17 protein-coding genes, 1 other RNA gene and 3 pseudogenes are annotated in these 22,883 nt (G+C 62.1%); 8 read left to right on the top strand and 13 right to left on the bottom strand.

Annotation, left to right across the window (positions count from 1 at the left end):
• Positions 1-12 precede the first annotated feature (12 nt).
• The 12 genes and pseudogenes from MF410_RS03955 to MF410_RS03900 form a co-directional block, all read right to left on the bottom strand.
• Complete coding sequence (locus MF410_RS03955; protein WP_097628243.1) at positions 13-1,446, bottom strand: UDP-N-acetylmuramoylalanyl-D-glutamyl-2,6-diaminopimelate--D-alanyl-D-alanine ligase; 1,434 nt, start codon at positions 1,444-1,446, stop codon at positions 13-15.
• Positions 1,443-2,963 (bottom strand): UDP-N-acetylmuramoyl-L-alanyl-D-glutamate--2,6-diaminopimelate ligase, encoded by a 1,521-nt coding sequence (locus MF410_RS03950; protein ID WP_097628242.1) that lies wholly within the window; start codon positions 2,961-2,963, stop codon positions 1,443-1,445. Before MF410_RS03950 ends, MF410_RS03955 begins: the two co-directional genes overlap by 4 nt.
• A 6-nt stretch (positions 2,964-2,969) precedes the next feature.
• A complete protein-coding gene (locus tag MF410_RS03945) occupies positions 2,970-4,730 on the bottom strand; it encodes a penicillin-binding protein 2 (RefSeq protein WP_003593354.1) in 1,761 nt (586 codons plus the stop codon).
• Positions 4,730-5,213 (bottom strand): annotated as a pseudogene (locus MF410_RS03940) (hypothetical protein). Before MF410_RS03940 ends, MF410_RS03945 begins: the two are co-directional and overlap by 1 nt.
• Before the next feature lies 1 nt (position 5,214).
• On the bottom strand, positions 5,215-6,240 hold the full coding sequence (gene rsmH, locus MF410_RS03935) for a 16S rRNA (cytosine(1402)-N(4))-methyltransferase RsmH (protein ID WP_097628240.1): 1,026 nt from the start codon (positions 6,238-6,240) through the stop codon (positions 5,215-5,217).
• A gap of 17 nt (positions 6,241-6,257) precedes the next feature.
• A complete protein-coding gene (gene mraZ / locus MF410_RS03930; RefSeq protein WP_024320776.1) occupies positions 6,258-6,695 on the bottom strand; it encodes a division/cell wall cluster transcriptional repressor MraZ in 438 nt (145 codons plus the stop codon).
• A gap of 427 nt (positions 6,696-7,122) precedes the next feature.
• Positions 7,123-7,520: RNase P RNA component class A (rnpB, locus tag MF410_RS03925), an RNA gene on the bottom strand.
• A 53-nt stretch (positions 7,521-7,573) separates the two neighbouring features.
• Positions 7,574-8,748, bottom strand: a pseudogene (locus MF410_RS03920) (FAD-dependent oxidoreductase).
• An 11-nt stretch (positions 8,749-8,759) separates the two neighbouring features.
• Positions 8,760-9,947: an FAD-binding oxidoreductase gene (locus MF410_RS03915; protein ID WP_097628238.1), complete on the bottom strand. Its 1,188-nt coding sequence runs from the start codon at positions 9,945-9,947 to the stop codon at positions 8,760-8,762.
• Positions 9,948-10,103: 156 nt separating this feature from the next.
• Positions 10,104-10,631 (bottom strand): lytic transglycosylase domain-containing protein, encoded by a 528-nt coding sequence (locus tag MF410_RS03910; RefSeq protein WP_097628237.1) that lies wholly within the window; start codon positions 10,629-10,631, stop codon positions 10,104-10,106.
• Positions 10,632-10,892: 261 nt separating this feature from the next.
• On the bottom strand, positions 10,893-11,654 hold the full coding sequence (locus MF410_RS03905) for an N-acetylmuramoyl-L-alanine amidase (protein ID WP_097628236.1): 762 nt from the start codon (positions 11,652-11,654) through the stop codon (positions 10,893-10,895).
• On the bottom strand, positions 11,651-12,358 hold the full coding sequence (locus MF410_RS03900; protein WP_097628235.1) for a DnaJ family molecular chaperone: 708 nt from the start codon (positions 12,356-12,358) through the stop codon (positions 11,651-11,653). Before MF410_RS03900 ends, MF410_RS03905 begins: the two co-directional genes overlap by 4 nt.
• Positions 12,359-12,817: 459 nt before the next feature.
• Between MF410_RS03900 and MF410_RS03895 the strand changes: the two genes are divergently transcribed.
• From MF410_RS03895 to MF410_RS03885, 3 genes are all read left to right on the top strand, one after another.
• Complete coding sequence (locus tag MF410_RS03895) at positions 12,818-14,029, top strand: pyrophosphate--fructose-6-phosphate 1-phosphotransferase (protein ID WP_131711341.1); 1,212 nt, start codon at positions 12,818-12,820, stop codon at positions 14,027-14,029.
• Positions 14,030-14,086: 57 nt separating this feature from the next.
• A complete protein-coding gene (locus MF410_RS03890) occupies positions 14,087-14,722 on the top strand; it encodes a LysE family translocator (protein WP_003593341.1) in 636 nt (211 codons plus the stop codon).
• Positions 14,723-14,837: 115 nt separating this feature from the next.
• The gene (locus MF410_RS03885; protein ID WP_097628234.1) at positions 14,838-15,770 is read left to right on the top strand and encodes a lytic transglycosylase domain-containing protein; all 933 of its coding nucleotides are present in this window, start codon (positions 14,838-14,840) and stop codon (positions 15,768-15,770) included.
• Between the two features lie 26 nt (positions 15,771-15,796).
• Here MF410_RS03885 and MF410_RS03880 read toward each other — a convergent pair whose 3' ends face one another.
• On the bottom strand, positions 15,797-17,221 hold the full coding sequence (locus tag MF410_RS03880; protein ID WP_097628233.1) for a serine hydrolase: 1,425 nt from the start codon (positions 17,219-17,221) through the stop codon (positions 15,797-15,799).
• 192 nt (positions 17,222-17,413) lie between these two features.
• On the opposite strand from MF410_RS03880, the gene MF410_RS03875 reads away from it, so the two are divergent.
• From MF410_RS03875 to MF410_RS03855, 5 genes and pseudogenes are all read left to right on the top strand, one after another.
• Positions 17,414-18,658, top strand: a complete 1,245-nt coding sequence (locus MF410_RS03875) for a DUF3419 family protein (RefSeq protein WP_097628232.1) — start codon at positions 17,414-17,416, stop codon at positions 18,656-18,658.
• Positions 18,655-19,329 (top strand): class I SAM-dependent methyltransferase, encoded by a 675-nt coding sequence (locus tag MF410_RS03870; RefSeq protein ID WP_097628231.1) that lies wholly within the window; start codon positions 18,655-18,657, stop codon positions 19,327-19,329. The genes MF410_RS03875 and MF410_RS03870 overlap by 4 nt, the downstream gene beginning before the upstream one ends.
• Before the next feature lie 125 nt (positions 19,330-19,454).
• Entirely contained in the window at positions 19,455-20,252 is a 798-nt protein-coding gene (locus MF410_RS03865) for a GH25 family lysozyme (protein ID WP_097628230.1), read from the top strand.
• An 81-nt stretch (positions 20,253-20,333) separates the two neighbouring features.
• Positions 20,334-21,561, top strand: a pseudogene (locus MF410_RS03860) (lytic murein transglycosylase).
• A 132-nt stretch (positions 21,562-21,693) separates the two neighbouring features.
• Entirely contained in the window at positions 21,694-22,599 is a 906-nt protein-coding gene (locus tag MF410_RS03855) for a DMT family transporter (RefSeq protein WP_239620175.1), read from the top strand.
• Positions 22,600-22,883: the final 284 nt, after the last annotated feature.

Below are 22,883 nucleotides of genomic sequence, written 5' to 3'. Positions count from 1 at the left end.
TTGTTTACCCGATCAAAGTTCGCGTTGCGTGTCGGAAAATGGCGGGAACTTGTCAAGGAGCGCGGCGACGATCTTGCCGAAACCGATGCTCAGAGACGATTTCACCATCAACACGTCGCCTGGCGCGACCGAGTTCAACACATAATCCGTCAATTCGGCGGTGTTCTCGCGATATTCGACATGGACGCTTTCCGGCAGCGATTCCTTGAGCGCGGCCATCTCTGCGCCGGCGAGCCAGACATGTTCGATACCGGCTGCAAGCAGCGGCACGGCCAGATCGGTATGGACCTTCTGCGCATACTCGCCCATTTCAAGCATGTCGCCCAGCACGGCGATACGGCGTCCGCGGCTGGTCGGCTCGGAGGCCGCCAGCAGTGCGATCGCCGCGCGCATCGAAGCCGGATTGGCATTGTAGCTTTCGTCGATCAGCGTGAAGCTGCCGCTGCCGATCGAAAGCCGGTGGCGCTTGCCCCTGCCCTTTTCCGGCTTCAGCGTCGCAATCGCTGCGATCGCCCTTTCCATGTCGGCACCGACGATCCTGACGACCCCGAGCGCGGCGAGCGCGTTCTCGGCGATATGGCGGCCGGGCGCGCCGATCGCGACCTCCAGCGTCTCGCCGCCGATCGTCAGCCACAGCGTCGAATTCTCATCCGCGCCGTTGAATTCCGCCAACCGGAATTCGGCCTTGGCATGCTGGCCGAAGGAATGGATATGCTCGATACCGAGCGACTGAGCCGTGCGGTCGAGGAAATTGAACTGGTCGTTGTCGCGGTTGAGCACCACATGGCCGCCTGGCTCGACCCCCTCGAAGATCTCCGCTTTGGCGGCAGCGATCTCTTTGATGTTCTTGAAATTGCCGAGATGGGCCGGTGCGATCGTCGTGATGATGGCGACATCGGGACGGATCATCTCGACCAGCGGCCGGATCTCGCCGGGATGGTTCATCCCGACTTCGAAGACACCGTAATCCGTATCGTCAGGCATGCGCGCCAGCGTCAGCGGTACGCCCCAATGATTGTTGAAGGAGGCGACGGAGGCATGCACCTTGCCGGAGGGCGACAGCACATGCCGCAGCATTTCCTTGGTGGTCGTCTTTCCCACGGAGCCCGTCACCGCGATGATCCGGGCCTTGGAGCGCTCGCGCGAGGCAAGGCCGAGCCGGCCGAGTGCCGCAAGCACATCCTCCACGACGATCATTGGCACCGTCAGGCGGCCCATGGCCGGAAGCCTCGCCTCACTGACGACGAGAAGGGAGGCGCCGTTCGCCACCGCCATCGACGCGTAGTCGTGACCGTCGACACGGTCGCCCTTGATCGCGAAGAAGGCTTCGCCCGGGCTGATCGAGCGGCTGTCGATGGAAATGCCGGTGATGCCTTCGGGCAGAGTGCCGAAGGGCCGCCCCGCCATTGCTGCGATCATGTCTTCGGTCGTCCAGAGCCAGCTCAAGATTGCAGTTCCTCCAAGGCCTTGCGCACCTCCGCATGATCGGAGAACGGCAGGGTGACGCTACCGATCGTCTGCCCTTCCTCATGCCCCTTGCCGGCGACGATCAGTGTATCGCCGGATCGCAACATACCAACAGCCTCGCGGATTGCCGTGGCGCGATCGGCAATTTCCGAGGCGCCGGATGCTGCCGCCATGATCTCCGCCCGGATCGCGGCCGGCTCCTCCGAGCGCGGATTGTCGTCGGTGACGATGACGACGTCGGCAAGTCGGCAGGCGATTTCACCCATGATCGGCCGTTTGCCGCGATCGCGGTCGCCGCCGCAGCCGAAGACGACGACGACGCGGCCGGTGGTGAAGGGCCGGACCGAGCCCAGCACGTTTTCCAGCGCATCCGGCTTATGGGCATAGTCGACATAGGCGAGCGCGCCGTCTTTCGTATGGCCGACGAGTTCGAGACGGCCGGACGCGCCGACGAGCTTCTCGAGCGCGGCCATCGCAACTTTCGGCTCGACGCCGGTCGACATGGCAAGACCTGCCGCGACCAGCGCGTTGGCCACCTGGAAATCGCCGGCCAGCGGAATATCCACCTCGAAGATCTCGCCGCCGATATGGATCTCGGCGGTCTGCTTGTGGCGGAAGTGCTCGACACGTTTCAAGGTGAGGTAGACGCCCTTGCGCCCGACGGTGCGCACATCGTGACCGGCAGCGGCAGCGGCCTTGATCGCCTGCGCCGACCATGGATCGTCGGCGAAGATCACCGCCGGCGCGCCCTTCGGCAGCAGCGTATCGAAAAGCCGCATCTTGGCGGCCATATAGGCCTCGACCGTGGGATGATAATCCATGTGGTCGCGGCCGAGATTGGTGAAGGCAGCGGCGGCAAGCTTGACGCCGTCGAGCCGGCTCTGGTCGAGGCCGTGGCTGGAAGCCTCCATCGCCGCATGCGTGACACCTTCGCCGGCAAGTTCGGCCAGTAGTTTGTGCAGCGACACCGGATCGGGCGTCGTCAGCGAACCATATTCGTTGCGCGTCGGCGAGACGACGCCTGTTGTGCCGATCATCGCCGCCGCATGCCCCGCATGCGCCCAGATCTGCCGGGTAAAAGAAGCCACAGAGGTCTTGCCCGCCGTGCCGGTGACGGCGACCATGGTCTCCGGCTGCCTGCCGAAGAAGCGCGAGGCGGCGATCGAAAGGAAACGGCGCGGCTCCTTGACCGCAAGCACCGGGATGGAAGCCTCGACGGCCTGGGAAGCAATCGCGACGGCGGCACCCCGGCCGGCGGCATCGGCGATGAAGCCCGCGCCGTCCGCCTTGCTGCCGGCGACAGCGACAAAAGCATTGCCCGGCGCCACATGGCGGCTATCCGAAGACAGGCCCGAAATATCAAGCAAGCCTGCCGGGCCTTCGAGCTGTGCTTCAATTTCCGGAAACTGATCTCCGGCCAGGTCTCGCAATTTCATCGAATGCACTTTTCTCTCTTGAAGCCGGTCCACCCCTCGCGAATCGGCGTCGATATTCATTCACACTCAATAAGACACCAGCAAGGCCGATCCGCCCTCCCCGAATTTCGGCTCGATGCCGAGAATGGGGGCCGCGCGGCTGATGATCTCGCGGGCGATCGGGCCAGCGGTACCGGCAGAGATCGTTCCGCCGTATTGCTTTTCGCCGGTTTTCGGCTCGTCGCAGAAGGTGATCACCGCATATTTGGGATCGTTGATCGGGAATGCGGCAATGAAGGAGTTGAAGTTCAAGGTCGCGGAATAGCGGCCGTTCACCACTTTATCGGCCGTGCCGGTCTTGCTGCCGACGGCAAAACCTGGCACGCGGGCGACGCGGCCCGATCCCTTGTATCCGTTGAAATCGAGAAGATAGCGGATCTCGTCGCTGGTCGTCTTCTTGATCACCTGCGTGGCGATTTCATCGGCCTGTTCGCGGCTGCGCGGCAGGAATGTCGGCTCGATCAGCTTGCCGCCATTGACGAGAGCGGCCGCCGCCACCCCTGTCTGCAGCGCCGTCGTCGAGACGCCGTGGCCGAAGGAAATCGTGATCGAATTGATCTTCTTCCAGACCCGCGGCTGGCTCGGCATCTTCACCTCAGGCAGCTCGGTCTGCATCTTGGTCAAGAGGCCGAACTTGGTCAGATAGTCCTTCTGCGCGTCGATGCCGACGATGTCGATGACGCGCGCCGTGCCGATATTCGACGAATACTGGAAAATCTCGGGCACGGTCAGCCAGCGGCGCTGCCCATGGAAATCGTGGATCGTGAAGCCGCCGATATAGATCGACTTGCTGGCATCGAACGTGTCGGTCATCTTCACCTTGCCGGTGTCGAGCGCCATCGCCAGCGAAAAGGTCTTGAAGGTCGATCCCATTTCGAAGGTGCCGTTGGTCATCCTGTTGAGCCAACCCTCCTTGGCTCCTTCCTGCGGATCGTTCGGATCGAAATCCGGCGCCGAGGCCATGGCCAGCACTTCCCCGGTATGCACGTCGATGACGGCAGCACCCGCCCCCTTGGACTGGAAGTTGTTGACGGCGTTGACGACCGCGTCCCGAACGATGTTCTGCACGCGCAGGTCGATCGACAGCCGCACCGGCTCGAGCGGCTGGTCGCTGGTCATGCCGACCGAGGCGAGGTCGGCGAGCCCCTGGTCGTCGATATATTTCTCCATCCCGGCGACACCGCGGTTGTCGATGTTGACGTAACCGAGGATATGCGCGGCGGTCGAGCCGCCCGGATAGAAGCGGCGCTTTTCCGGCCGGAAGCCGATACCGGGAATGCCGAGCGCCAGGATCTGGCTCTGCTGCTTCGGCGTCAGCTGCCGGCGCAGCCAGGCGAAATGCGACGTTTTGACCGAGAGCTTCTTATAGGTATCCCGGACGTCGAGCTCCGGCAGAACAGTCGCAAGCTTCTCGACCGCCTCGTCGGCATCGACGATCTTGTTGGGTTCGGCAAACAGCGAGACGGTGCGGATGTCGGTCGCCAGCACTTCGCCGTTGCGGTCGAGAATGTCGGGGCGCGAAGCCATCAGCCGATCGGGCGGCAGGATGCTGGAGACGACCTCCTGATCCTTCATCGCATATTCGACGAGACGGCCGCCGATGACGACATAGACACCCATGAAGCCGAGGATCAGCAGACCGACGCGGCTTTTTGCCTGCCCTGACTTCTTCTTGCGGGATCCCTCGATCGCCAGGCCGGCAGGAGAAGGACCGCCGAAACGATTGTAAACTCCAGCGGAGAAATGCGCCTGGCTCTTCAAGACCATGATGCGAGAAAGAAACGACATTATTCCACCGACCCCGTTTCGATCTCGTCTGCTTCATCCTCCTCCGCGGCGCGCGGCGCGGGTTTTGGAACGGGCTGCGCCTTCGTCGTGACCGTCGCGCCTTTGGCGCCGGCCAGGGCTGCACCTTTCGCGCCGGCCTCGGTCGCGCTCTTGGCGCCAGCCTTGGCCTCGGTCACGTCGGGCACGGGAACCTCGGATTTCAGCATCGGCAATTCCTTAGCATGCACCAGCGCCGTCGATTGCGTCGGCTGCAACTGCAACTCGTCATCATAGGCCTTGACCAGCCGCTCCAGCCGGTTCGGCTGCGATTGCAGCGCCCAGTCAGCCTTGAGAAGGTCGATCGTGTCCTCCTCGAGCTTGATCTCGGCTTCGAAGGCGATGAACCTCCTCGAACTTCAATTCAGCGCGATGCTTGATCGTATAGGTGACGGCGGCGGTGGCCGTCATAACGCCGATGAGCACGAGATCGAACGTTTTCAGCATATCAACCTCCAAGCTTTCCGAGACTGGCGAGATTGGGAAACCCGAAGAGCGACATATCCGCAGCTTCAGCGGCGGCCTCCGTCCTCAGGCCGGCGCGCAGCTTGGCGGAGCGGGCGCGCGGATTGATCTCCGCCTCCACCTCGCTTGCCGAAACCATCGGCTTGCCGATCGCCGCGAAAGTTGCCGCCCGCTCATGCGCGACCGGCAGATGCCGCGACCCCGACGCCTTGCCGGCGCGGTCGGAGAAGAATTTCTTGACGATCCGGTCTTCGAGCGAATGAAAGGTGACGACGACGAGCCGGCCGCCCGGCTTCAGCGCTGCTTCCGCCGCAAACAGCGCCTGCGCGAGTTCGCCGAGCTCGTCATTGACGAAGATGCGCAAGGCCTGGAAGACACGCGTTGCCGGATGGATTTTGTCCTTCATCTTGCGGGGCGTGACCAGCTCGATGAGACCGGCAAGATCGCGTGTCGTCTCGAACGGCTTTTCCTCGCGGCGCTTCTCGATCGCATGCGCGATGCGCGGCGCCTGGCTTTCCTCGCCGAGGAAATGGAAGATGCGGATCAGATCGGCGACCTTGGCGCGGTTGACGACATCGGCCGCCGAAACGCCCGCGGCCGACATACGCATGTCGAGCGGCCCGTTCTTCTGGAAGGAGAAACCACGCTCGGCCTCATCGATCTGCATGGAGGAAACGCCGATATCGAGGACGACGCCATCGAGCCCGCCTTGCGGCGCATGATCGGCAAGATGCGAGAATTGCGAATGAACGAGCTTGAGACGGCCGCCATGGGCAGCAACCATTGCCTGGCCGGATGCAATCGCCGTCGGATCGCGGTCGAGCGCGATCACCTCGGCGCCGGCCGCAAGAATGGCGGCGCTGTAGCCGCCCGCACCGAATGTACCGTCGAGGATGAGCTTGCCGGGCGCGGGCGCCAACGCCGAAAGCACCTCATCAAGAAGAACAGGAATGTGACGAACCGGTCCGCCACCGGCATCAGTTGAACCTCCGCCAGGATTCGCCACCATTCCGTTCCCTCGTTCTTTCAGGAACGCTTGCCCGCCAGCTTGCGCTCCCCTCGTGCCTGCGCCTGCGCAGCCACAAAAGCCTGCGGCTGCCAAAGCTGAAAATGATCCGCCCGACCGACGAAGGTCACCTCGTCCGAGATGCCGGTAAAGCCGCGAATGAAATCCGTGACCATCAGCCGCCCCTCGGCGTCGAGCTTCATGAAGACCCCGCCTCCATGAATGAGAAGCGACATCTCGTTGGCATCCGGCGAAAACGGATCCTCCGCAGCAATCTGCCGTTCGAATCTTTCGAGAAGATCCGGACCGCCGACGCTGATCGCCGGAAACACAAAGTCCTGGAAGCAATAGAGCTCCTGAACATTGCGCTGCGCCAGCACGGACCGGAACGCCGAGGGCACGGAAACCCTGCCCTTGGCATCGATCCTGTTGGTCGCATTCGAAAGGAAGCGGCTCATCACACGAAACATCCGTTCCCGCAGGGATCCGGACCAAAAGACGCCCGAAACTCCCGATATCAGGCACAGCTTCGCAAGCCGGATGAGCAAAAACCCCTCCGACGCTTCCGGAGAGGAAGACGTCTTTGCTTTGCGATGAATGGGCAGGTGATTGCCCTGGTGCAGTGCGCATTTGGGATAGCATGGGACCATATGGGCGTCAATGGGATACGCCCATTTTGCAACAGACGCATGATCAAAAATTTATAAGCTGTTAAGTTTAACAAAGAGTTAGGATCGCCCTGTCGCGATGGTCGCGCAGCGGTGCTTTTGCAAAAAGAATTTTCAACAGGCGGACTGCATGAGCTTCCACTTGAAAACTTTCGATTTCAGCGGCTTACCGGGAAGTGATTCCTGAAATCAGGGCTTGATCGCGCCACAAAAGTTAATCGCCAGTTGGCCTGTAAGCCGGGTTCTGTATGGCTCCGGCGTGAACCGGAACGTGGCAGCCATTCCTCTGGGACAGCGTTCGCACGCTGCCTCGCGCAACCCACCCGGATGACTGGCCTGGAAACCGGCCGGAAGGCCTTTCGGCCTGCCGCGTCATCCCTATTCGGTCTTGCTCCCGGTGGGGTTTACCGTGCCATTTCCGTTGCCGGAGATGCGGTGGGCTCTTACCCCACCCTTTCACCCTTACCTGTCATGACAGGCGGTTTGCTTTCTGTGGCACTTTCCCTGAGGTCGCCCTCGCCGGACGTTATCCGGCACCGTGTTTCCGTGGAGCCCGGACTTTCCTCACCCTACCGCCTTTCGGCATTGATAGAGCGCGGCTGCCCAGCCAACTGGCAGGGGTCCCATAAACGAGAGAGATGGCAATTGCCACCGAAATCAAAATTTATTTAGCGAAATTCCGGTGTGAAATCCGTGGAGTAGCCATGTTCGCTGATTCTGCCTGACAAAAGCAGGTCAGCCCCAAGCCGGCCGATTTCGTCCGAACTCTTGGCCGAGGTGCCGGCGCAGCCCGTCAGCACCGCGATTTCAGGCGATGAGGTGTAGCCGATCATCGGGTAGCCGCTCTCCGTCTGCGAGACGACGCAGGCCGCCGTCGAAATCGAGAGCGGCGCCAAGTCGGGCACGAGACCTTCGACGATGCGTTCGTGATAGGCGCGCACGGTCTCGCGCCCCTCGGTTTTGAACCAGGCGCGCATCGCGACCTCGTCACCGAGCGCCAGATCGTCGGGATCGCCGCCGATCTTCAGGTAGAATTTGCCGTCGGGATAACGGATCGGCGGCAGCAGATAGATATGCGTGCCGGGCACATCGAGAATGAGCGACGGCATGGCCGCAAGGCGCACCGCATCGGTCTCGCTCACCTCGAAAAGCGTTACCGTCCGACCATAAACCGTCATGGCAACCGGCTTCGGCAACAGATTCTCTGCAATGGAAAATCCGCCCGCCGCCAGCAATACCTTCTCACCGCAATAGCTCCGGCCGCCGGCAGTCTCGACGACAGCCGATCCGCCCACGCTGCGGATCGAGACGACATGGTCGCGAATGACGGCAGCACCTGCCTTTTCCGCCAGCAGCGACTGTGCCTTGACCAGGCGGCGCGGGCTGATGTGGCCGGCCCCCTTGCCTCGAAGACGCCGGCAGCGGCACTGGGAAAGGCGAAAAACGGAAAGGCGGCCCTCAGCCCAGCCTCATCGAGAAAGCGGGTCTCGACGCCGAGCGAAACGGCCGCCTGCCGGGTCCTCTCGAGATAATCGCTTCCATCAGGCGCGACGACCACGCAGCCGACCTCGCGATAGAAGTCGATGCCGCTGTCGCGGGAAATCTCGCGGTAACGGCCGATCGCGCGGTTGGCGAGCAGCGCCCAGTTGCGATCGGGATCGATGGTGCGGGTGATGCGCCCCTCGTCGTAATGGCTGGCGAAGACGCCCTGATGCGCCTTGCGATCATCAGGCTCGTCCGGGCCGATCACTCCCACGCCATCCACCTGGCGCGCCAGATGCCGCGCCGCCGCAGATCCCATCAGCCCGCGGCCGACGACGATATATTTGAAATCGACTGCCATGATGCTCCCTTTCAGGCAAAGACCGGCGTCAGCTCGCCGCCGAAATCACTGTCGCGGAGCGCACCTTCGGTCAGAAGCACGGCGCCCAGCCGTCCGAGTTCGTCGGAGGATTTGGCTGCGACGAAATTGCCGCCGGTGAGCACCGCGATGCGTGGCGACTGCGTAAATCCAGCATAAGGATAACCGGTCGGCGTGAAATTCGCCACGCAAGGCCCCGAGGTGACCGGGCAGCCGGCAAGCGCCGGCATCAACGTGAGGGCGATGCTTGCGAGATGCTCGCGTTCAGCTACGCTGCCATCCGAACGGAACCACGCGCCGACATTCTCCAGCTCTCTGAAAGACAGCATCTCGGTGTCGCCACCGAGTTTCAGGTAGGTCTTGCCGTCGGGATAACGCACCGGCGGCAGGATATAGATGTGGTCCTCCTCCCGGTCACCGAGCACGATCGTCGACGGCATGTCGCCGAAGATCGCCATCTCGTTCTCACTGATCTCGTAGAAGGCGACCGTGCGCGCCATGACCCTGGTATCGACGGGACGCGGCAGCAAGGCATTGAAATTGCTGAAACCGCCGGCAGCGACCAGCACGCGCTCGGCACTGTAGGTTCTGCCACCGGCCATCACCTCGACATGGGAACCGGCGTCGCGCACGGATGTCGCGGTTGCTTCGATCAGCGAGACACCGCCCTGTTCGGCAAGCCTCGCCTGCGCCCGCACCAACGCCCGCGGGTTGATGTGCCCGGCGCGCTTGCGCTCGAAATATCCGGTGAAATCAGGATCGACGGCAAGATAGGAAAAACGTTGGCGAAGGTCCGACGGCGCGAGGGTCTCGATATCGCTGCCGAGTGTCCGGCTGACGGTGAGCGCCCGGTTGATATAGTCCTGCTCGTCCTTTGGCGGCGGACCGGCAAAGAGGCAACCGACTTCGGAATAGAAGGAAATGCCGCTCCTTGCCTCGATCTCGCGGTAGCGGTCGAGCGCACGGGCGGCGAAACTTCCCCAGGTCAGATTGCCGTCGAACGTGCGGGTGATGCGCGCTTCGTCGTAATGGCTGGCGAATATCCCGTGATGGGCCTTGCGTTGCTCCGGCTCGCGCGGGCCGATCAGCGCAATGCCGTCGGCCATCGAGGCGAGATGCCGTGCGGCAGCCGCCCCCATCATGCCGCGCCCGATGATGATAAACCTGAAATCGACTGCCATATCTAACCTCGTGTCGAGGTGGCCTAACCTCATCGCGAGGTGGCCTAATCTCATCTCGAGGTAGCCCACCTCGTTTCAGGTGGGGATATCACGGCAAGCATCCTGATTCATATCGCAAATGCCGGAAAAATTCTCGGCCGACGCGTCCGGCGAAGCTCAGTCGAGCATCGCCAGGACCTTGCCGCAATAGGTCTTAGACACCGGGTTCATGCGCGTGGCGGCATGGCCGGCATTGTATTTCAGGATCGTGTTGCAGGTCTGCCCGCCGCCGAGCTGATGGGCGGCCGCCAGGTATTTCATCCCGTATTTGATGTTGGTCTCCGGATCGAACAGGCCCTTCTTCGTGCCGGAATAGCCCATCATCCGCGCCGTCGCCGGCTTGATCTGCATCAGGCCGATTTCGCCGGCGCTGCCGCGTGCCTTCGGATTGAAGTTGCTCTCGACACGCACGACGGCCTGGGCAAGCGCGACCGGCACGTCGTACTCAGCAGCATATTTATTGATCAGCGCGGCATAGGGAACGCTGGCGGAAAAATCGGGCATGGCATAGCCGCTCTGGCGATCGACGGTTTTCAGCGGGATGGTTTCAGCCCTGGCACCCCAGTCATCACCAGCCAAGGCAAAACTATATCCCGCCAGCAGCATGCCAACGCATGCCGCAGCACCAACAATCATATTCTTCATGTAGTCTATTCACTCCGACCCATAGAATTGCAGGACTGCGCGCCTCGCCGTCATCCGGTCATACGCGATCAAGGACTGATCGTGTTCCGCAGCAATTCTTATCGTTTCATTTGGCGCTCGTGGTTACACTTGAAAAAGCCGTGAGCGCTGTTCAGCGGGCGTTCTTAGACCATCGCAATGAGGAGATAATAGGGAAATGATGTGGCGAGGCGGTTTTCTCGCCAGCCGCAGAAATATCGGCCGGAAATCGGCCTCTTCCGCTCAGGAAAAACGCGGCAGCGCCGACAGCAGCCGGTGCAGCGTGTCGATCGTCGAGAAATCGGCGATGCCGTCCACCCGTTCAGGCCGGAAATGGCGCTGGAAAGCTTCCACGTCTCCCGCCGTCTTCTCGGAAAATTGTCCTGTGATTTCAGTGCCATAGCCATATAGAGACAGCATCGACTGCAGCGCTTCGACAGGCTGGCCGGCATCACCCTGCTGGAAGAAGCGCCCGCCGGTGATCGTTGCCGGCTCGACCCAGTGACCGACGCCCGCCCTGTGGAGCTCGCCCCATGGGAATTTCTCACCCGGATCGACCTTGCGGATCGGGGCGACATCGGAGTGCCCAAGGACCCGCTCCGGCGCGATTGACCAACGTTCGACACAGTCACGACACAATTCGATCACCGCGGCGATCTGCTCTTTCGGGTAATCGGGAAGTCCGCCGGGGTGGCCGGCATTGGCGATCTCGATGCCGATCGACAGCGAATTGATATCCGTCTCGCCGTGCCAGCTGCTCTTTCCCGCGTGCCAGGCCCGCCGCACCTCCGGCACTAGCTGCACCACCTCGCCGTTCTCATGCACGAAATAATGGCTGGAGACCTGGCTCTCGGCGCGACAGAGCCAGTCGAGCGCGCCATCCGCCGTCGGCATGCCGGTATAGTGCAGCAGGATCATGTCCGGACGGCGCCCGTCCGCGCGCTCGCCGTGGTTCGGCGAAGGCTGCACGCGGGCGCTCCCGCAGTCGGCCTCGAAAGAGGTCATGCGGCGCGGCGTTCCTTCTCGATCGCCGCATAGGCCGCATTCAGCGCCGCCATGCGCTCATTGGCGATGACATGGAACTCCTTCGGCACGCCGCGCGAGATCAGCCGGTCGGGATGATGTTCGCTGACGAGACCGTGATAGCGGCGGCGGATGGTCGGGAAATCGTCCGAGGGCAACACACCGAGCACCTTGTAGGGATCGCCGCCTGTGGAGACGTGGCGGGCGGCGATCTGCTCGAAGCGCATCTCGCTCATCTGAAAGATCTCGCCGATATGGCTGAGGAAATTCAGTTCCTTCTCATGGATCAGCCCATCGGCCTTGGCGATATGGAAGAGACCGTCGAGCACGTCTTCCAGCACGGTGCAATTGGCCGCGCAGGTAACGCAAAGCGTCGAGAGCCGTTCGGCATAGGCTTCGTAGCCGGCCACGTCCTGGCGTGCGAGGTTGTAAAGCCTGGCGACGTTCTTTGCCTGGTCCTGCGGGAATTCGAAGATTTCGCGGAAGGCTTCGACCTCCTTCTCGCTGACGATGCCGTCGGCCTTGGCCATCTTGGCCGACAGCGCGATGATCGCCACGGAGAAAGCCACCTTGCGCCGGGTCTCGGGATCACCTTCAAAAACCGTTCGGATAGCCTCGACCACCGCCGACAGCGCATTGCCCGCGGTATTGCCAATGGCATTCAACAGTTTTTCCCAGAAGGACATCGAAATCTCTCGCACGCTTGTCAACTTATATGCAGATAGCTTGACCAAAGAATCGTAGCCTTTGCAAGGCGACTATTGGTCGTAGGGCCGAACACAGTTTTCACGATTTGGTAATTGTCGCACCGCAGCAAAGGTTCCTCCTGCGCTCGGCACCTCCGCTTCGCGGCGCGCCGCGCCGGCAATTTCCACAAGAGTTCTCCGCAGTCAGAACCGGCTTGAAACGATTATATCAACTCTTCCGGCCGCAACGCGGCAGAAAGGCGCTTTTTCGTAAATTCTTTACTTTACAGGCTCCCTTCCCTGCCGCATCCATGCGCTCATGCATGTCGCCCGGAGGTGTGCAGCGGATCCGGGATAACGACATCCATGAAAACAATGCGCTAAGGCGCGTCGCTTGAATCGAATTCGAGGCGACGCCTGTAGCTGAAGCCGCCGCACCGAAACGCCATAGGAGGGATCATGGCCAAGCAGAAAGTTGCAATGCTGACCGCCGGAGGCCTGGCGCCCTGTCTTTCCTCCGCCGTCGGCGGACTGATCGAACGCTACAGCGACATCGCCCCCGACCTCGATCTCGTCGCCTACAAGTCCGGCTACCAGGGCGTATTGCTCGGCGACAGCATCGAGATCACCCGCGAGATGCGCGAAAAGGCGCCGCTGCTACATCGTTATGGCGGCTCGCCGATCGGCAACAGCCGCGTCAAGCTCACCAATGCCGCCGACTGTGTCAAGCGCGGTCTGGTCAAGGAAGGGGACAACCCGCTGCGGGTTGCCGCCGAACGCCTCGCCAATGACGGCATCACCATCCTCCACACGATCGGCGGCGACGACACCAACACCACCGCCGCCGACCTTGCCGCCTATCTCGCCGCCAACGGTTACAACCTCACCGTCGTCGGCCTGCCGAAGACCGTCGACAACGACGTCGTGCCGATCCGCCAGTCGCTCGGCGCCTGGACGGCCGCCGAAGTCGGCGCACATTTCTTCGACAATGTCGGCAACGAACAGACGGCCGCCCCCCGCACCCTCGTCATCCACGAGGTCATGGGCCGCCATTGCGGCTGGCTGACCGCCGCGACCGCCCGCGCCTATCTCCAGCGCACCAGCCGCAACCAATATGTCGACGGCCTGATGATGGACGCGCATCTGAAGAGTATCGACGCCGTCTACCTGCCTGAAATGGCCTTCGACCTCGACGCTGAGGCCGCCCGCCTGAAGGAGAGCATGGACCGCAACGGCCACGCCACGGTCTTCGTCTCCGAAGGCGCCTGCCTCGACGCCATCGTCGCGGAGCGCGAAGCCGCCGGCGAGACGGTCAAGCGCGACGCCTTCGGCCATGTGAAAATCGATACGATCAATGTCGGCGCTTGGTTCCAGAAGCAGTTCGCCAGCCTTTTGAACGCCGAACGTTCGCTCGTGCAGAAATCGGGCTACTTCGCCCGCTCGGCGCCGGCCAACAGCGACGACCTCCGGCTGATCCAGAGCATGGTCGATCTTGCAGTCGAGAGTGCGCTCAACAGAGTCTCCGGCGTCACCGGCCACGATGAAGCGCAAAACGGTAAATTGCGCACTATAGAATTCCCGCGCATCAAGGGCGGCAAGGCTTTTGACCTGTCGACGGCATGGTTTGCCGAAGTCATGGACAATATAGGCCAGAAATACAAAGAAGCGTGATTGACGGATGGTTAATATGATGTCTTTGCTTGTTCCTGAGGAATAGGAGGAGACACCATGTCACTTGAAGCTTGGCTCGCTTTTGCGGCCGCATCCGCCATCATGCTGGCCATACCGGGACCGACGATACTGCTCGTCGTTTCCTATGCGCTCGGTCATGGACGCAGGACGGCGTTTGCGACGGTGAGCGGTGTGGCGCTTGGTGACTTCACCGCGATGACGGCGTCTCTCTTCGGTCTCGGCGCCGTCCTCGCCGCCTCCGCCACCCTCTTCACCGTCCTGAAGTGGATCGGCGGCGCCTACCTGATCTGGCTGGGAATCAAGCTCTGGCGGGCCCCGGTCATCGGCGAACCGGTTGCCGACAACGACAATCTGCCGGAAGAGAAATCGCTCAAGATCTTCCTCCACGCCTATGTCGTCACCGCCCTCAATCCGAAGAGCATTATCTTCTTCGTCGCCTTCGTGCCGCAGTTCCTCAATCCGGCCCTGCCCTTCGTCGGCCAGATGGCGATCATGGAAGCAACCTTCCTCGTGCTGGCGATCCTCAACGCTTCCGCTTATGCGTTTCTCGCCCATACCGCGCGCGGACTGATTCGCAAGGCGAGCGTCCAGCGCGCCGTAAACCGCACAGGCGGCACTCTGCTGATCGCTGCAGGCGCCGTAACCGCCGGGTATCGCCGTATTGCAGCTTAGAAATAATCCGTGGTTGCCGGAATGCCACGAATAGGTTAATGGGGTCGTCGGATTTAAGCTTTTTAGTAACTTTTATAACGCTGCCGGGGCGGCGCGATTTCACGAAAGTGACGGAATGGTAGCGATCGGATTGTCCGGGCTGAAACGCAGTCTTGTCGTTTCTACGGTGCTCTGCTGTGGCGTGATGACCGGCTGCGCGAGTGTCGAATACACCTCCCAGGCCGAACTGACAGCTGCGCAGACCGTGGTGCCGATGCCGAAGCCCGGTGAAGACGCCACGCTTGCCGCAATCCCGACGGCCGAAGGCACGGCCGCTCAGGCGGTCGCCGGTGCCACCCTTTCCCCGGCATCCCCTGCCCTGACCGCAACGGCGATGCCGACCGTGACCGCCTCCCAGCGTGCCGATCTCACCATGGAGCCGGCAGCCTACGCGCAGATCCCGCTGACACCCGAGATGACGGCGATCCAGTCCGTGGTACCGACGCCGCGTCCGGGAGCGCCGGCACAGCCGGCAACGCAGCTTGCTTTTGCCGCGACACCGCAGAACGGCGCGCTTGCGGCACTTGCCGCAGTCGACACGACGCCGCGCGCCAGCATGGACTACGGTTTCGATGAATCCGGGCCGATCGATCCGCCGACGGCGCCGCCGATGTTCAGCGACGACGACAAGGACGATGCGCCGACCGTCGAAAAGAGCTTCGTCACCAAGCTCATTCAGAAATATTCGAAACTCTACGAAATTCCCGAGACGCTGCTCCACCGCATAGTCCATCGCGAGAGCCGCTACAATCCGAAGGCCTACAACAAGCGCGGCTATTTCGGCCTCATGCAGATCAAGTACAACACTGCCAAATCAATGGGTTATGACGGCGCCCCGGGCGGTCTCTTCGATGCCGAGACCAACATCAAATATGCCGCGAAATATCTGCGCGGCGCCTGGCTCGTCTCCGACAGCAAGGAAGACGATGCCGTGCGTCTCTATGCGCGCGGTTATTATTACGATGCCAAGCGCAAGGGCATGAACGACGTCGCGCAGGGCAATTACTGACAACTACCCCAGAAAGACGGCTCGGCCTATGGCCGCGGCTGGACCTGCCGCTCTGATCCGGCCTGCAGTTGCGGCATGCCCAATTGCGGCGACGCCGCCAGGACTGCCTTGAGAAGCGTTTGCGGCTGATAACCGAGCCAGCCCGGAGTCAGGCCAAGCCGGACGACGACCAGATTGGCGGACGGCACGATCGCCATGCTTTGCCCGTCATGCCCCGTCAGCCAGAACGTGTCCTCCGGCAGCCCGAATACAGCACTCGAGCCGCCGGGCGCGAGCCACGCCTGGCCTTGCGTATACCGGCCGTTCGATGCTGCCGTCGGCGTGCGCATGGCGCCGACGAACCCCTCCGGCAACAGCCGCCGGCCATTCCAGACGCCATCCTGCAGCAGGAACTGTCCGAAACGCGCCCAGTCATGCGCAGTCGCATAGAGATAGGAGCTTCCGGCAAAGGTGCCGCGCGCGTCGAGCTCGAAGACGGCGCTGGTCATGCCGAGCGGGGAGAAGAGCGCATCATGCGGATAGGAAAAGGCTGCCTGCGCATTGCCGACCCTGTCCATCCAGATGCGTGACAAGAGCGCCGCCGTGCCGCTCGAATAGCGGAACCGCTGCCCGGGTGCTGCCTCCATCGGCGCATTGGCCGGCAGCGAGACCATGTCTGGATCGAGATAGAGCATGCGCGTCACATCGGCAACGCTGCCGTAATCCTCATTGAAGGCAAGCCCGCTCTCCATGCCGAGCAGGTCGGAAACCTTGATCCTCGCACGCTGATCGTCCTTCCACTGTGCCATCAAGTGATCGTCGTCGAACGAGACCTTGCCGTCGAGCATCAGCCGGCCGAGGATGGCCGCGTTCACCGTCTTCGTCATCGACCAGCCGATCAGTGGCGTCTTCGACGAAAATCCGGGACCATAGGCTTCGGCGACGATACGGCCGCCGCGCACCACCACGATCGCCCGCATGGCCGGACCGGCAAATCGGGCATCGGCCAGCACCGCGGCGATCTTCGCGTCCGGCTGATTGCCAGTGCCCTCGCCTTGCGGCCACACCGCGTCATTCGCCTGCATCTTGGCCGGCGGATCGAACGGCACCGCGTTAATCGCCGCCTCGAAATTGCCGTCCGGCACGCTGGTGCATCCGAGAGCGCCGCGATAGAGCGCATAACTCGATGCGAACAGCCCCATGAAGCGCGCCGTCACCCGGCCGCTGTCACGCTCGACACCGACGCGAACCAGCCTCAGCAGCGGATTTCCCGGCGCCTGGACGTCGTCATGCAACACATCGTCGGCATCCCGGCTGGCGACGAAGACATTGGAGCAGACGATCTTGGCGGCGTAGCCGTCCCCGACGCGCAAGAGCTCCGGCGGCCAGGCGAAGAGCCAGCCGGTTCCGGCAGCGATGATGAGAGCCACAAGGAGAGCAAGCGCCTTCAGGACACGCAGCACAAATCGCATGGCATTCCTCCATGCCGGGAGAGAAGCAGGAATCGCGCCTGTCGGAAAGGGGCCGGTGCGAAGTAGGCGCACCATTCCGATCACTCTTCATTGATGCCGGAGCCTTCCGAGAACGGTGCCCCACAGCCCACGTCATCAAACTGTAGCAGTGGCGCGCTACACGCCCTGAACGCTAAAAAGGTGACAGAACTCATGTCAGAATTTGCACCGGATGCCGGCTTCCGCAAGAACCGGAAACTCAAGGACGCCCTTCTCCGCCACAAGGCTTTTTCGAAGGAAGGTTTTTCCGAGCGTCTCTTCGGCCTCCTCTTCTCCGGCCTCGTTTATCCGCAGATCTGGGAGGATCCGGATCTCGACATGCAGGCGATGGAGCTGAAGCCCAACCATCGCATCGTCACCATCGGCTCCGGCGGCTGCAACATGCTCGCCTATCTCTCCAAAGCGCCGGCATCGATCGACGTCGTCGACCTCAACCCGCACCATATCGCGCTGAACCGCCTGAAGCTCGCCGCCTTCAAGCATCTGCCGGATCATGCCGATCTCGTCCGTTTCCTGGCCATGCCGAACGAGAAGTCGAACAGCCGCGCCTACGACCGGCATCTTGCCGTCAAGCTTGACGAGGCGACCCGCAGCTATTGGAACGGCCGCAAGTTCGGCCGCCGCCGCGTCACCGTCTTCGACCGCAACATCTACGAAACCGGTCTGCTCGGCCGCTTCATCGGCGCGGCCCATCTTCTTGCCCGCCTGCATGGCGTCAAGCTGCGCGAGATGACCAAGACCCGCTCGATCCGCGAGCAGCGCCAGTTCTTCGAAGAGCAGATCGCGCCGCTGTTCGAAAAGCCGGTGGTGCGCTGGATCACCGGCCGCAAGAGCTCGCTCTTCGGCCTTGGCATCCCGCCGCAGCAATATGACGAGCTCGCAAGCCTGGCCGCCGACCATTCGATCGCACCGGTGCTGAAGCACCGCCTGGAAAAGCTCGCCTGTCATTTCCCGATGCGCGACAATTATTTCGCCTGGCAGGCCTTCGGCCGCCGCTACGGCACTGAAGAGGAAGGCCCGCTGCCGACCTATCTGAAGCCGGAGCACTATGAAGTGATCCGCGCCAATGTCGACCGCGTCAACGTCCACCATGCAAGCTTCACCGAGCTTCTGGCCCGCGAGCCGGCCGCCTCGCGCGACCGCTACATCCTGCTCGACGCGCAGGATTGGATGACGGACGAGCAGTTGAACGACGTCTGGCGGGAAATCACCCGCACGGCGCGTGAAGGCGCCCGCGTGATCTTCCGCACCGCCGCCGAAAAGAGCATCATCGAAGGCCGCCTGTCTCCTTCGATCCGCGACCAGTGGGACTACTTCGAGGAGAAGTCGCGCGAGCTGACGGCCCTTGATCGTTCGGCGATCTACGGCGGCTTCCACATTTACGGGAAGAAGGCGTGAGCAAGGTCGGCACCGAGACGGCAGGAAAGAGCGGCGAACATGCCAGCCTGATGGATGGCATGTACCGCTACCAGCGCCATATCTACGATCTGACGCGCAAATATTACCTTCTCGGCCGCGACAGCACGATCCGCAATCTCGATGTACCCGAGGGCGGCACCCTACTCGAAGTCGGTTGCGGCACCGGCCGCAACATGGCCTTCGCCCACAGGCATTTCCCGACAGCCAAGCTGTTCGGCCTCGACATTTCCCAGGAAATGCTGATTTCGGCGCGCAAGACCTTCGCCACCAAGGCGACGATCCCGGAATTCCGCGTTGCCGATGCCACGGCCTTCACCCCGCGCGAATTCGGCGTCAGCGGCTTCGACCGCATCCTGATCTCCTATGCCCTGTCGATGATCCCGGACTGGGAGCGCGCCGTCGATGCGTCGATTGCCGCACTCAACCCCGGCGGTCAGTTGCACATCGTCGATTTCGGCCAGCAGGAAGGCCTGCCCGGCTGGTTCCGCCGCATGCTGCAGTCATGGCTCGCAAAATTCCACGTCACCCCGCGCTCCGATCTGCGGGAGCTCCTGGAAGCGCAAGCCCATGAAAACAACGCGAGATTGTTGTTCGACACCGTCGGCGGCGGTTACGCCTGGCGGGCGGCCATTATCAGCAACCGCTCATAATTCGCTTGAAACTAACCGATTTTTTACGTTGATATGGTGAAAAGAGGGTTATCCTCTGCCGACTCGTCTTTTTCGAAGGTCAGGCTGTGGGGCAAAGAGATCATTCGGTTCACGACGGGATGCCCATGCGCCGGCTTTTGTTTTGCGTTCTGCCTCTGGCCATTCTCCTGGCAGGCTGCTCCTCTTCTGGCCACGACTATCTCGAAACAGCATCGATCAAGCCGAAGACGCGATTCAAGGACACCGATCCGCAGGATTTCGGCCCGAAACATCCGCGGCAGAACCAGGTCCACGGCATCGATATCTCCAAATGGCAGGGCGATATCGACTGGGCGACGGTCAAAAATTCCGGTGTCGCCTTCGCTTTCATCAAGGCGACGGAAGGCAAGGACAGGGTCGATCCGCGCTTCGACGAATACTGGCGCGAGGCGCGCGCCGCCGGCATCCCGCACGCGCCCTACCATTTCTATTATTTCTGCTCCTCGGCCGATCAGCAGGCCGACTGGTTCATCCGCAACGTGCCGAAGGAGGCGATGCGCCTGCCGCCGGTGCTCGACGTCGAATGGAACGCCGAATCGAAGACCTGCCGCTACCGTCCCGACCCGGAAACGGTGCGCGCCGAAATGCAGCGTTTCATGGACCGGCTGGAGGCCTATTACGGCAAACGCCCGATCATCTACACCTCGGTCGATTTCCACCGCGACAATCTCGCCGGTTACTTCCAGGATTATCATTTCTGGGTGCGTTCGGTGGCAAAACACCCCGAAGTGACCTATTCCGACCGCCGCTGGGCCTTCTGGCAATATACCTCGACCGGCGTCATTCCGGGCATCAGCGGTCCCACGGATATCAATGTCTTTGCCGGCAGTGCAAAGAACTGGAACAATTGGGTCGCTGCCGTTTCCAAGGATAGAAATTCTTAGTAACGTCTTTCAATGTTTCTTGCTTCCGTCACATTCCTCTGGGAAAGCGACGGACATCCATTTGATATAAGGACCGCATCCATGCACCGCTCGCTCGCAAGCCGCTCTGCACTCGCCCTCCTGTTTGCCCTCGCCCTTGCGGGCGGCGCAGCCGCCCAGCAGGCACCTGCGGCGGATCCAGCCGCTCCGGCAGCACCCTGCGGCGGCGATCTGTCCGCCTTCCTTGAAGGCGTCAAGAAGGATGCAGTTGCCGCCGGCGCAAGCCCGGCAGCCGCCGACTCCGCTCTTGCCGACGCCGAGATCGACCCCAAGGTTCTGAGCCGGGATCGGGCCCAGGGCGTCTTCAAGCAGACCTTCCTTGAATTCTCCCAGCGCACCGTCAGCCAGGCTCGCCTCGACATCGGCCGCCAGAAGATGAAGCAATATGCCGACGTCTTTGCCCGCGCCGAACAGGAATTCGGCGTTCCCGCTGGCGTCATCACCGCTTTCTGGGCGATGGAAACCGATTTCGGCGCCGTCCAGGGTGATTTCAACACCCGCAACGCCCTGGTGACGCTGTCGCATGACTGCCGCCGCCCGGAGCTCTTCCGCCCACAGCTCGATCGCCCTCATCGAGATGGTCCAGCACGGCGATCTCGACCCCGCCACCAATACCGGCGCCTGGGCCGGCGAGATCGGCCAGGTGCAGATGCTGCCGCGCGACATCATCGCCTACGGCATGGACGGCGACGGCGACGGTCATGTCCGCCTGAAGCAGAGCGGCCCGGACGCCATCCTGACGGCGGCTAAGTTCATCCAGCATCTCGGCTTCGAGCGCGGCCAGCCCTGGCTGCAGGAAGTCACCCTGCCCGATAACCTGCCCTGGGAGAAATCCGGCCTCGGCGGCACGATGACGGCAGGCGAATGGTTCGCGCTCGGCGTCAAGCCGCGCGACGGCAACACCGCCTTCGGCAACCTCGAAGGCGATCTGGTGCTGCCGCAGGGCCGCATGGGACCGGCCTTCATCGCCTACCCGAATTTCAAGATCTATCTCGAATGGAACAAGTCGTTCATCTACACGACCTCGGCCGCGTATTTCGGGACCCGGCTTTCCGGCGCCCCGACCTATCTCAAGGGCGTGCCGGAACAGGGCCTCGCCAACGACCAGATGAAGACGCTGCAGACCAAATTGCAGTCGCTCGGGCATGATGTCGGCGAGATCGACGGCATCCTCGGCTCCGGCACGCGTGTCGCGATCCAGAAAGAGCAGCAGCGCCTCGGCATGCCGGCCGACGGCTGGGCAACGCCTGCCCTCCTCAACGCTCTCTGATCGCCGCCTGCACCTCACCGCCACCCGCGTCGCAAGAAACGGGTGGCGCGGTCCGCCGTCTGCGCTAAGCATGAGCCCTGACAGCCGGTGCCGGTTTTTAGCAACCGAGCGGCTTACGGTGGAGGAACCGGTATGGACAGCAGAATGAATGCCTGGACCTGGGGCCTGCTGCTCCTGCTCGGCCTGATCTGGGGAGGCTCCTTCTTCTTTGCCCGCATTGCCGTTCAGCATGTGCCGCCGCTGACCCTTGTCTTCCTTCGGCTGCTGCTCGCCGCGCTGGCGCTTCACGTCTATATCGCCGGCCGCTTCGACGTCTATTCGATCCTCAAGGCGCGCTGGCGCGAATTCCTGATCCTTGGGCTCATCAACAATGCTCTGCCGCATGCGTTGATCTTTTTCGGCCAGACCCGCATCGGCGCCGGTCTTGCCGCGATCCTGAACGCGACGACGCCGATCTGGACCGTGCTGATTGCCAACTACTTCACCTCGGACGAGAAGCTGTCCTCGGCAAAGATCGCCGGCTGCCTCGTCGGCCTCGCCGGAACGATCGTGCTGATCGGCCCCGGCCTGGCGGCCGGCGGCGAAGCGCCGCTCTGGGCTCTGCTGCTTCCCGTGCTCGCCGCCGTCTCCTATGGCTTTGCCGCCACCTACGGCAAGCGGTTCAAGGATGTTCCCGCACCGGTCACCGCGGCCGGCCAGTTGACGGCATCCTCGCTGATAACTCTGCCGCAGTCGCTGCTGGCCGATCGTCCCTGGACGCTCCCGATGCCGCCGGTCGATATTCTCGTCGCCGTGCTGGCGCTGGCGCTGGTATCGACCGCCTTCGCCTATATCCTCTATTTCCGGATCATGGCGGCGGCAGGTGCCACCAACGCCTCGCTCGTCACCTTGCTTGTGCCGCCGAGCGCCATCCTTCTCGGTGTGCTTTTCCTCGGCGAAAGGCTCACACCCGGCGAATTCGCCGGCATGGCGCTGATCGGTTTCGGCCTCGTCATTCTCGACGGCCGCGCCTATCGCCGGATGGTGAAGACCACCTGATCCAGGTTGCGAATTCCGCGTGTTTTCAACCGCTTGCCTCTTCGCCATGTTTTCGGCGCATAGGTAAACCGGCAATCGCCGGATTTAACGGCACGTTAAAATCTGTGAACAAAAATTTATCGAATATAATCGATTAGTTTCAACGGCTTGCCGCTAGCCTCGCCGACTTGTCCACCGCGCCCTTCGGCAGCGCAGCATAGAATCCGCTTCCCAACCGACATATTTCCGACATATTATCGGCCGGTTAACGCGAGGAGACAGACATGGGACTCACGCAATCCTTG

This window comes from Rhizobium sp. C104, assembly GCF_022354505.1.
GTDB classification, from domain to species: Bacteria; Pseudomonadota; Alphaproteobacteria; order Rhizobiales; family Rhizobiaceae; genus Rhizobium; species Rhizobium redzepovicii.
This window is presented reverse-complemented; position numbering and strand designations above follow the sequence as displayed.

Coding starts and splice junctions, on each gene's coding strand:
- MF410_RS03950 (WP_097628242.1), bottom strand. CDS start 2,963: ATGAATATCGACGCCGATTCGCGAGGGGTGGACCGGCTTCAAGAGAGA.
- MF410_RS03945 (WP_003593354.1), bottom strand. CDS start 4,730: ATGTCGTTTCTTTCTCGCATCATGGTCTTGAAGAGCCAGGCGCATTTC.
- rsmH (WP_097628240.1), bottom strand. CDS start 6,240: ATGGTGGCGAATCCTGGCGGAGGTTCAACTGATGCCGGTGGCGGACCG.
- mraZ (WP_024320776.1), bottom strand. CDS start 6,695: ATGAGCCGCTTCCTTTCGAATGCGACCAACAGGATCGATGCCAAGGGC.
- MF410_RS03915 (WP_097628238.1), bottom strand. CDS start 9,947: ATGGCAGTCGATTTCAGGTTTATCATCATCGGGCGCGGCATGATGGGG.
- MF410_RS03910 (WP_097628237.1), bottom strand. CDS start 10,631: ATGAAGAATATGATTGTTGGTGCTGCGGCATGCGTTGGCATGCTGCTG.
- MF410_RS03905 (WP_097628236.1), bottom strand. CDS start 11,654: ATGACCTCTTTCGAGGCCGACTGCGGGAGCGCCCGCGTGCAGCCTTCG.
- MF410_RS03900 (WP_097628235.1), bottom strand. CDS start 12,358: ATGTCCTTCTGGGAAAAACTGTTGAATGCCATTGGCAATACCGCGGGC.
- MF410_RS03895 (WP_131711341.1), top strand. CDS start 12,818: ATGGCCAAGCAGAAAGTTGCAATGCTGACCGCCGGAGGCCTGGCGCCC.
- MF410_RS03890 (WP_003593341.1), top strand. CDS start 14,087: ATGTCACTTGAAGCTTGGCTCGCTTTTGCGGCCGCATCCGCCATCATG.
- MF410_RS03885 (WP_097628234.1), top strand. CDS start 14,838: ATGGTAGCGATCGGATTGTCCGGGCTGAAACGCAGTCTTGTCGTTTCT.
- MF410_RS03880 (WP_097628233.1), bottom strand. CDS start 17,221: ATGCGATTTGTGCTGCGTGTCCTGAAGGCGCTTGCTCTCCTTGTGGCT.
- MF410_RS03875 (WP_097628232.1), top strand. CDS start 17,414: ATGTCAGAATTTGCACCGGATGCCGGCTTCCGCAAGAACCGGAAACTC.
- MF410_RS03865 (WP_097628230.1), top strand. CDS start 19,455: ATGCGCCGGCTTTTGTTTTGCGTTCTGCCTCTGGCCATTCTCCTGGCA.
- MF410_RS03855 (WP_239620175.1), top strand. CDS start 21,694: ATGGACAGCAGAATGAATGCCTGGACCTGGGGCCTGCTGCTCCTGCTC.